Source organism: Candidatus Cardinium sp. cByotN1, assembly GCF_022810525.1.
Classification (GTDB): Bacteria; Bacteroidota; Bacteroidia; order Cytophagales; family Amoebophilaceae; genus Cardinium.
Window position 1 is genome coordinate 1 of record NZ_JAACGG010000124.1, and the last position, 426, is coordinate 426.

Sequence of the window (426 nt, forward strand, 5' to 3'; positions counted from 1 at the left end):
TTGTGTTTTACAGCTTTTTATCCAGCGTTTTATTTTTGCTGACTTTTTAAGAGTGGCTTCAAAGCCTCATCTAGCAGGTCCTGATACCTTTTCTCTTTATATCCTTGTTTATACATTGATTCTTTTACAGATTTTTTTATTGTTTCTTCGAAGGATTCACGTATTTCTTGACTCTTAGCTACATCGTCTTTAGCAGTTGACTGCTCCAGCTCCATGAATAATTGGTCAGTCGATTTGTCGAATGTCTTGGAAAAGTCATCTTTGAATTGCTTATCACGTTCGTTGGATAAATCTAATTGTAAGCTTAAAATATCCTCTACTTTATCCTTTTTATAAAGTTGCATCTGTACCTTCATAATTATAGCAACAGTCTTTTCGTACTTACGTTTGTAATTTTTTGTTTCTTTAACAGTCTCTTCGTACATA

The 426-nt window shown here is 33.1% G+C and carries 1 protein-coding gene; it reads right to left on the reverse strand.

Annotation, left to right across the window (positions count from 1 at the left end; translation table 11 throughout):
* Positions 1–29: 29 nt before the first annotated feature.
* The coding region (locus MUW73_RS03740; protein WP_243575270.1) for a hypothetical protein at positions 30–426 on the reverse strand (397 nt) is incomplete at its 5' end.